The organism is Dehalococcoidia bacterium (assembly GCA_035528575.1).
Taxonomy (GTDB): Bacteria; Chloroflexota; Dehalococcoidia; order E44-bin15; family E44-bin15; genus DATKYK01.
The window spans coordinates 20230-27312 of the sequence record DATKYK010000023.1 but is presented as its reverse complement, the minus strand read 5'-3'; the positions used below and the strand labels follow the sequence as shown (position 1 = coordinate 27312).

The window sequence follows — 7083 nt, the reverse complement described above, 5'->3', positions numbered from 1 at the left end:
CCGAGCAGCATCCAGCCGAGGCAATAGCCCGCACAGGCAAACACTAAGGATTCACAGCTAGCCAAAATGGCTGGAGACAATCAAAGAAAAGGGGGGCCGATCAGGCCCCTCTTTTCGAATATAATGGCATGGAATACGGGTCTTTGGTCCTTAACACCCTGATCAGAAGTTAGGAGTCGGAGTTTTATAGCTACAGAGCATCAAAAACGCGATTTCGACTCATTGACTCGGCGATACTCAGTGGGAACTCCCCTTCAGGAACCTTGACTTTATATCTGTAGCAAGCCTAGCTCTCCGCGTTGCTCAATAGATAGAACTACAGATTTGATTTTCAAAGCCGCTTTCAACTTTTCTTGAGTCAACACCTTCGTAGCTGCACAATTTGACGAGTTGTTCAAATTGGTCGCAGCAGTCAGCACTCCAGTTTCACCAGCCATCAAATGTTCTGTAGTTGGGTTAAAGCTGCCCACAGTCGCCGGCATTCGAGCTACCCAACACTGATTCAGCAGATAGTGCTGCCAGACAGGGAGCAATCTATAAAGTTCCACAGGCATGGTTGGTGATCTATGCTATGTAGAATTTACAGGAAACTAATATAATACAGTAATTACAGCCAGGTGTGGCATCTCCAAGTGGGAGCGCAATCTGCCGGGGCTGTAATAAATAGTGATCGGCACCAGTGATGTGAGCCGACTTGTAAGCATAAATTAATATGATCCCGTTAATCGTCCTGCTTGTCGTCTTTGTACTGATTGCGGTCAGGCACATCGGCAATATAAGGCTGCAGATATGGCAGATAATGCTCCTCGGGGCTATTGGGGTCCTGCTCACCGGGCAGATCTCTCCGCAGAATGCTCTCAAGTCTGTCAACCTCGACGTGATGCTGTTCCTGTTCGGGACGTTTATAGTCGGGCAGGCCCTAGAAGAGAGCGGCTACCTCGCGCATCTATCCTCAAGATTATTCAAGAGGGGAAGGACTTTAGACAGTCTGGTGCTTTCGATACTTTTTGGAATGGGCATGCTCTCCGCGCTGTTGATGAACGACACGTTAGCCATCATAGGGACCCCTGTTGTCCTGTCGCTTGCAAGGAGAACCAACGTGCAGCCCAAGGTCTTGTTGATTGCGCTGGCCTTCGCGGTAACGATCGGCAGTGCAATGAGCCCTATAGGGAATCCGCAGAATCTCCTGATTTCCATCAATGGGAATATCACCAATCCCTTCGTTACATTCTTCAAGTACCTTTCAATTCCAACACTGCTAAACCTGTTCTTGGCTTACCTTCTGTTGAAGCTCCTATACAGAAAGCACTTCAGCGGTGAGCCGCTCACCCACTCCCCGGTGCCCATAGCGGACCGGAAACTGGCAGTACTCTCTAAGGTTTCGCTGGCCCTGATGTTTGCCCTAGTAGTGGCAAAGATCGTGTTGGTATTTACAGATTTACAGATCGACTTCAGGCTAACCTATATTGCGCTTGTCTCAGCCTTGCCAGTTGTGCTCCTCAGCTCAAAAAGGCTCGGTATTATCAGGAGAATCGATTGGTACACGCTGGTCTTTTTTGCCTCTATGTTCATCCTTATGCAGAGCGTTTGGGACTCTGAGGTATTCCAGTCAATAGTCAGCTCAATGGATCTTAATCTAGCTTCAGGAAGCGTTATTATGACAACAAGCGTCCTCTTGAGCCAGCTCATCTCTAACGTCCCGCTGGTTGCGCTGTACCTGCCCACGCTAGTTCAGCTGGGAGCCGAGACCAAAGCGATGATGGCGCTGGCCGTAGGGAGCACCATCGCCGGCAACCTCACCATCCTCGGGGCGGCTAGCAATGTGATAATAATACAGAACGCGGAAAGAAGATCCGGCGAGACATTGACGTTTCTTGAATTCGTGAAGATAGGGCTGCCGCTGACCCTTGTCAATATATTAGTCTATTATTTATTCTTGGTGTTCTTGTAATGGTGGGGCACACCGCCGGTGACCGGCATGCTGATGCTCTCACATACTTACGCTTCAGGTGTGGACTATACCGCGACCCTGCAGATTTATCGAAAATACATACTGTGCAAAACGTTTTTTACCGATCTCTCAACGCCGTCCTCGTTCGAACTTCCTTCCCTTGGGTGCACCTTTGTCCAGATCGTTTAATCCGGAATTATATACTTGACTCAGGAGGCAGAAGTGATAGAATAAGTTATCATGGATTGGCTGAAGTCTGCCTGGGATTTCTTTCAAACCTCAGAAGGTCAAGTAACTCTTGTAATCATCATTCTAACCTCTGTAATCACTACTATTATAAGTATCACTATCCCCAAAATCTGCAGGTCACCTCGTATCATAACCACCCTCTTCAAAAGGTGCAATACAATGGTTAGGGAGTGGTGGTACTGGCGAAAATATCATCCTATTTACTATGTAAGTATGGGAAGTATCACTCAACACAAAATCAACGGAGGATACAAACTAACCATCCCTGTATCAATGGATGTTACAAATAAGGATACCATGAATAGCATTATGTTAACTTTCACAGATGCTCATGCAATAGCACATATTAAGAATGTATTTGGAAGAAAAATACCTTGCCCATTTGAATGGTCGGGGGGGTTCAATATCAAATGGCTTGAACCGATGGAAGAAAGTAAGGACGAAATACACTTTACTTTATCATATAATCTTACTACAAGTCCTAAAACAAATCAGATAGTTCTATGCGAATTTAGTCAATTGGCCACGGTTAGTATGAAAGGTGCAAGGCCAATAGGGTGGAAGAGATTACGTCTTAAGATAATTCCAGAGGATGAGCCAAGTAATGCCCAACTCTTTGAATGATATCTTAGATCGAAGTGATTATAGTAGACATGTAAAAAGTGTCCTAACTCTGCCTAAATCTATTATGTAGTCAATTTCTCATAAGTAATGTTCTCAGAATTGATTAGCTTCAATAGGGTATCTCTAAACAGATATGGGTTCTCACGGTTATTAAATCGCCATTCTAACTCGTCAAGGTAAGCATCGAGATGTTTAACGCTGACTTTATGATAAGAGCCAACAATAGAGCGTTTAAGAAGCGACCAGACACCTTCTACGGAGTTGGTATGGACATCGCCTCTCACCCATTCCTCGGCACTATGGTTGACCGTTTCATGCCTCGTATCCTGGTCAGTGATTCCCTTATAAGCAGGCCAATCGTCAGTGTAGATAGCTTCAGTATTGGGTGCCGTATTCTCTCGAATAAACTGGTGAAGCGTCTTGCGCCCATTATCATCGATCACTTGAAGCCTAGCTTCGCCGCCACGCTCAGTAGCACCAACAACAATAGTCTTATTGCCCTTAAAGCCGTGACCCATTCCCTTAGTTTTGCCACCCACATAGGTCTCATCAACTTCTACAATACCCTTAAGCGGATTTGGTGTTCCGTCAGACATAGCGTTTCTTATCCGGTGACAGAGATACCAGGCTGTCTTATAGGATACTCCAATAGTCCTCTTAACCTGATTAGCAGAGATACCCTTCTTAGACTCTATCATCATATACATAGTAGCAAACCACTTCCACAAAGGAAGGTGGGAATCGTGAAAGATAGTTCCCGAAGTAACGGAGAATTGATAGCGACATGAATTACAGTCAAAGACGCGGGGTTTTTGTATCCTCGATATGCTCACTGAACCACAGCGAGGACAAGCAACACCATTCGGCCAGCGTAGTTCCTCAAGGTAAGCTCGGCACTTATCTTCGTTGTGGTATCGCTCTACAAGTGTTATCAGGTTTATCTCTTGTTTTGTTCCATTCTTTTTGTTCATTGGAGACCTCCCATGCCTAAGAAAAAACAGAAGCTAACCGAAAAGCCAACTGAGGAAGTAATAAAGAAGCTATTTCCTAAAAAAGTTGTCGATAAACTTAAGGAAGTAGCCCATGAAAAAGACTCTAAATAGCTATGATTCAGCCTCATATAATGAGTATAACACAAAAACTAACCTTTGTCAAGTATATAAGCACGGTTTAATCAATCACACGATCTTCTATTCTGTTCAGTCACCTAACCAAAGTCGAAAGTGTGCAATTAAGCACCGACCTGTTCTGTGTCAGGCGATATCGCTGATCATGCAGGGATATTAATAGTTAAGCTGAAGGTTCTTTGTATTGTCCAACTTGGCCTACCAGGGAAGCTAGAGACCGTAATCTTGACCGGGGAGTCCGTTACGGTCTTTTTTTCATGCCGACCCTATTTCCCCATACCCGCAGCGAACTTCATAGAGATCGAATTGAGGCAGAAGCGAAGCCCGGTTGGTGAGGGGCCGTCATTAAATAGGTGTCCCAGGTGTGCACCGCACCTTTGGCACATTACTTCGGTCCTTATCATACCGGCACTGGTATCTGTCTCTGTCGTAATGTTTTGCTCTGAGAGTGGCGCCCAGAAGCTTGGCCAACCTGTTCCCGAATCGTACTTGGTCTCGGAGCTGAATAGCTCGTTACCGCAACAGGCACATTGATATGTGCCTTTTTCCTTAAAGTTGTAGTACTTGCCGGTAAAAGCTAGTTCGGTTCCTTTTTTTCGGGCAACCTCATATTGCTCCGTTGTAAGAAGCTGCCTCCACTCCGCATCGCTTTTTACTATCCTATCAGGCATATCTCTCCCTTGCTCGATCATAATAAATATATACCGGGGGTTTCCCCGATGTATCGGGGCAGCATTAACGAGTCCCCCAAGATTGGGGGATTAGGGGGTTGATTGAGACTATTTCAGCAGTCTCGGTACAAGCAACGCATAGAACAATCGCTGCGAAAGCTAATATAAACTCAAAGAGGACAACTCCCTGCTTGAAGGTATTTGTGAGGATCTCGGCCATAGGTTTCCTGCTTATACCGCGACTACTTCTTTGACCTCGGGTACTTCTTCCCTGATAATGCGCTCGATCCCGTTCTTTAGGGTCATCGTTGCCATAGGGCAACCGCCGCAGGCACCGGTTAGCCTAACCGAGACCACCCCATCCTTTACCTCGATCAATTCCACATCGCCACCATCGGCCTGCAGAGCGGGTCTTACACGGTCAATCGCTGCTTCTATTTTTTCTCGCATAGCCACTAATCCTCCTATCTGGAGATACACCTCTCCGTATTTCAATATAACTATCTTAAGCTATGGGGTGACCCTTGTATGCAACATTTGTCTCATTCCGGAGGTCGTTGGTTCGAATCCAAAATCCCGCTACCAAGAAATAGCGGGCTAACAGCCTCAAGCCGTGACTTTTTATCTATCTACCAGAAAGCGGAGGCGAAGGTACTTTGTCGAGAACGGGCATAAGGATTACCACCGGATTAGACCGCGCAGCTCTCTGGGGCATCAGCCACCAGCTCCAGAGGTTATGCAGCCACCATGTATACCAGCAACTCTAATTTTTGGGCGTTACAATAATCCGGGGCGGGTCAGATTGTTGACATTTCTGTAGCGAAAGTCCTATCATTCAGGCAAAAATATAGGAAAGGGGGTGAGTCAATGTAAGCATACTGTATGAAGTGTCGTACTAAAAGGGAAATGAAGGATGCCAAGAGTGTAACGCTGAAAAAAGGCAAGCCGGCAACCCAGGGTTTGTGTCCGACATGCGGCACTAAGATGTTCAGAATAGGGAAGTGTTAAAGCTAGACTTAATATTGTCAGTGATATTAAAGAGGCTGGGTATTCCTCTGGGCTGCCTAACTAGGACTTTGACCGGGTAGCAAGAGTCAATCTATTTAGAAGGAGGTAGAAATCGATGCGCAAGGATTTCAAAGAATTCATAATGCGTGGCAATGTGGTTGACATGGCGGTTGGGATAATAATCGGTGCGGCGTTTGGTGTCATAGTGACGTCATTTGTCGCGGATATCATTATGCCTCCTATTGGACTGGCACTCGGCAACGTTGATTTCAGCAACCTTTTCGCCGTTCTTCAAGAAGGGGATCCACTTGGACCCTATGCTTCTCTTGCCGACGCTAGGGCCGCCGGGGCAGTCACAATCAACTACGGTGTGTTTATTATGGCCATAATCAGCTTCCTCATAATTGCATTTGCTGTATTTCTTCTTGTCCGCTACATCAACAAGATGCGGAGGGGAGCTGAAGTACCGGAGCCGGAGAATACGAAAGACTGCCCTTACTGCCTGTCTAAAATCGCCATAGAGGCCAAACGGTGTGCATATTGCACATCCGAACTCCAGGGCGCCAGTTAGGCTCAATATAGAGCCTGCAGACCGGATCCCCTCGTTGGTTGGAATCCAACTCACGCTACCAAGAACTTATGAGGGCGCGGTCGAGAAGCCGCGCCCTTACTGTTTGGGTCAAGCGTAGTAAACACTAATATAGAAACCATGTTTCGTCTAAATTATAGGCTTCATCATCTCTTAATAAAAGCTATCATTTATATTTGCATCGTTGGAGTATCCCCGATGCTCCCAGAAGCCTTTGTAATCGGTATTATCCGAAATTTCGATTTCCGTTATCCATTTTATCCATTTGTATCCCCATCGACTTTCGGCTACAAGCTGAAAGGGAGCACCCCTTTCAGGGGGAAGGAGAACGCCATTCATTTTATGTGCCACGATTATATCCTGGTCGATTATATACTCGATAGGGAGAGAGGTTGTATATCCGTCGTATGCGTGGAATATCACTACACTTGCATTTGGAGAAGCTCCTGCCTCTTGTATCAGGTCTCTAACAAGCACACCCTCCCATAGGATAGTGACACTCCATCCTTCTACGCAGTGCAATGTCACTACTTTTTTATAATTCTGGTGGTTATTGGTAACATCATCGAAAGTATAGCTCATGGGGCTCTCTACCAAGCCGCTAACTTTAAGCCTGTAACTATCCATATCTACGTACTGAGGGCCTTTTATTGAGTTCTCCCAAAAATCGACTATCGATGAAAGGTCTATACCTTCATAGTCTTTAATCTCTATAGATTGAAGGTACTCTGCGTTATCGATATTTCCCCTTCTTGGAATTTCCCTTACAACCATCACTGTCCCCGCGACAGCACCACATAGAAGTATAACTACAATGGCCATAAAGATTCTCATTACATGTAACTCCTTACTTCAAGGCTTCTG

At 45.8% G+C, this 7083-nt stretch carries 8 protein-coding genes; 4 read left to right on the top strand and 4 right to left on the bottom strand.

From position 1 onward, the window contains the following. The first annotated feature begins 712 nt into the window (after positions 1 to 712). Together VMX96_05445 and VMX96_05440 are read left to right on the top strand one after the other, a co-directional pair. A complete protein-coding gene (locus tag VMX96_05445) occupies positions 713 to 1951 on the top strand; it encodes an anion transporter (GenBank protein HUU63348.1) in 1239 nt (412 codons plus the stop codon). A 408-nt stretch (positions 1952 to 2359) separates the two neighbouring features. Next, entirely contained in the window at positions 2360 to 2824 is a 465-nt protein-coding gene (locus VMX96_05440; GenBank protein HUU63347.1) for a hypothetical protein, read from the top strand. Between the two features lie 62 nt (positions 2825 to 2886). Here VMX96_05440 and VMX96_05435 read toward each other — a convergent pair whose 3' ends face one another. The 3 genes from VMX96_05435 to VMX96_05425 all read right to left on the bottom strand — a co-directional run bounded on the left by VMX96_05435 (position 2887) and on the right by VMX96_05425 (position 5072). Continuing rightward, complete coding sequence (locus VMX96_05435) at positions 2887 to 3795, bottom strand: IS1595 family transposase (protein HUU63346.1); 909 nt, start codon at positions 3793 to 3795, stop codon at positions 2887 to 2889. 422 nt (positions 3796 to 4217) lie between these two features. Then, complete coding sequence (msrB, locus tag VMX96_05430) at positions 4218 to 4622, bottom strand: peptide-methionine (R)-S-oxide reductase MsrB (protein ID HUU63345.1); 405 nt, start codon at positions 4620 to 4622, stop codon at positions 4218 to 4220. A gap of 231 nt (positions 4623 to 4853) precedes the next feature. Further along, complete coding sequence (locus tag VMX96_05425) at positions 4854 to 5072, bottom strand: NifU family protein (GenBank protein HUU63344.1); 219 nt, start codon at positions 5070 to 5072, stop codon at positions 4854 to 4856. Between the two features lie 432 nt (positions 5073 to 5504). On the opposite strand from VMX96_05425, the gene VMX96_05420 reads away from it, so the two are divergent. Together VMX96_05420 and mscL are read left to right on the top strand one after the other, a co-directional pair. Next, the gene (locus tag VMX96_05420) at positions 5505 to 5630 is read left to right on the top strand and encodes a DUF5679 domain-containing protein (GenBank protein ID HUU63343.1); all 126 of its coding nucleotides are present in this window, start codon (positions 5505 to 5507) and stop codon (positions 5628 to 5630) included. Between the two features lie 115 nt (positions 5631 to 5745). Next, positions 5746 to 6201, top strand: coding sequence for a large-conductance mechanosensitive channel protein MscL (gene mscL / locus VMX96_05415; protein HUU63342.1), 456 nt, complete (start codon positions 5746 to 5748; stop codon positions 6199 to 6201). A gap of 171 nt (positions 6202 to 6372) precedes the next feature. On the opposite strand, the gene VMX96_05410 is transcribed toward mscL, so the two are convergent. Next, positions 6373 to 7053 (bottom strand): molybdopterin-dependent oxidoreductase, encoded by a 681-nt coding sequence (locus VMX96_05410; GenBank protein HUU63341.1) that lies wholly within the window; start codon positions 7051 to 7053, stop codon positions 6373 to 6375. Positions 7054 to 7083: the final 30 nt, after the last annotated feature.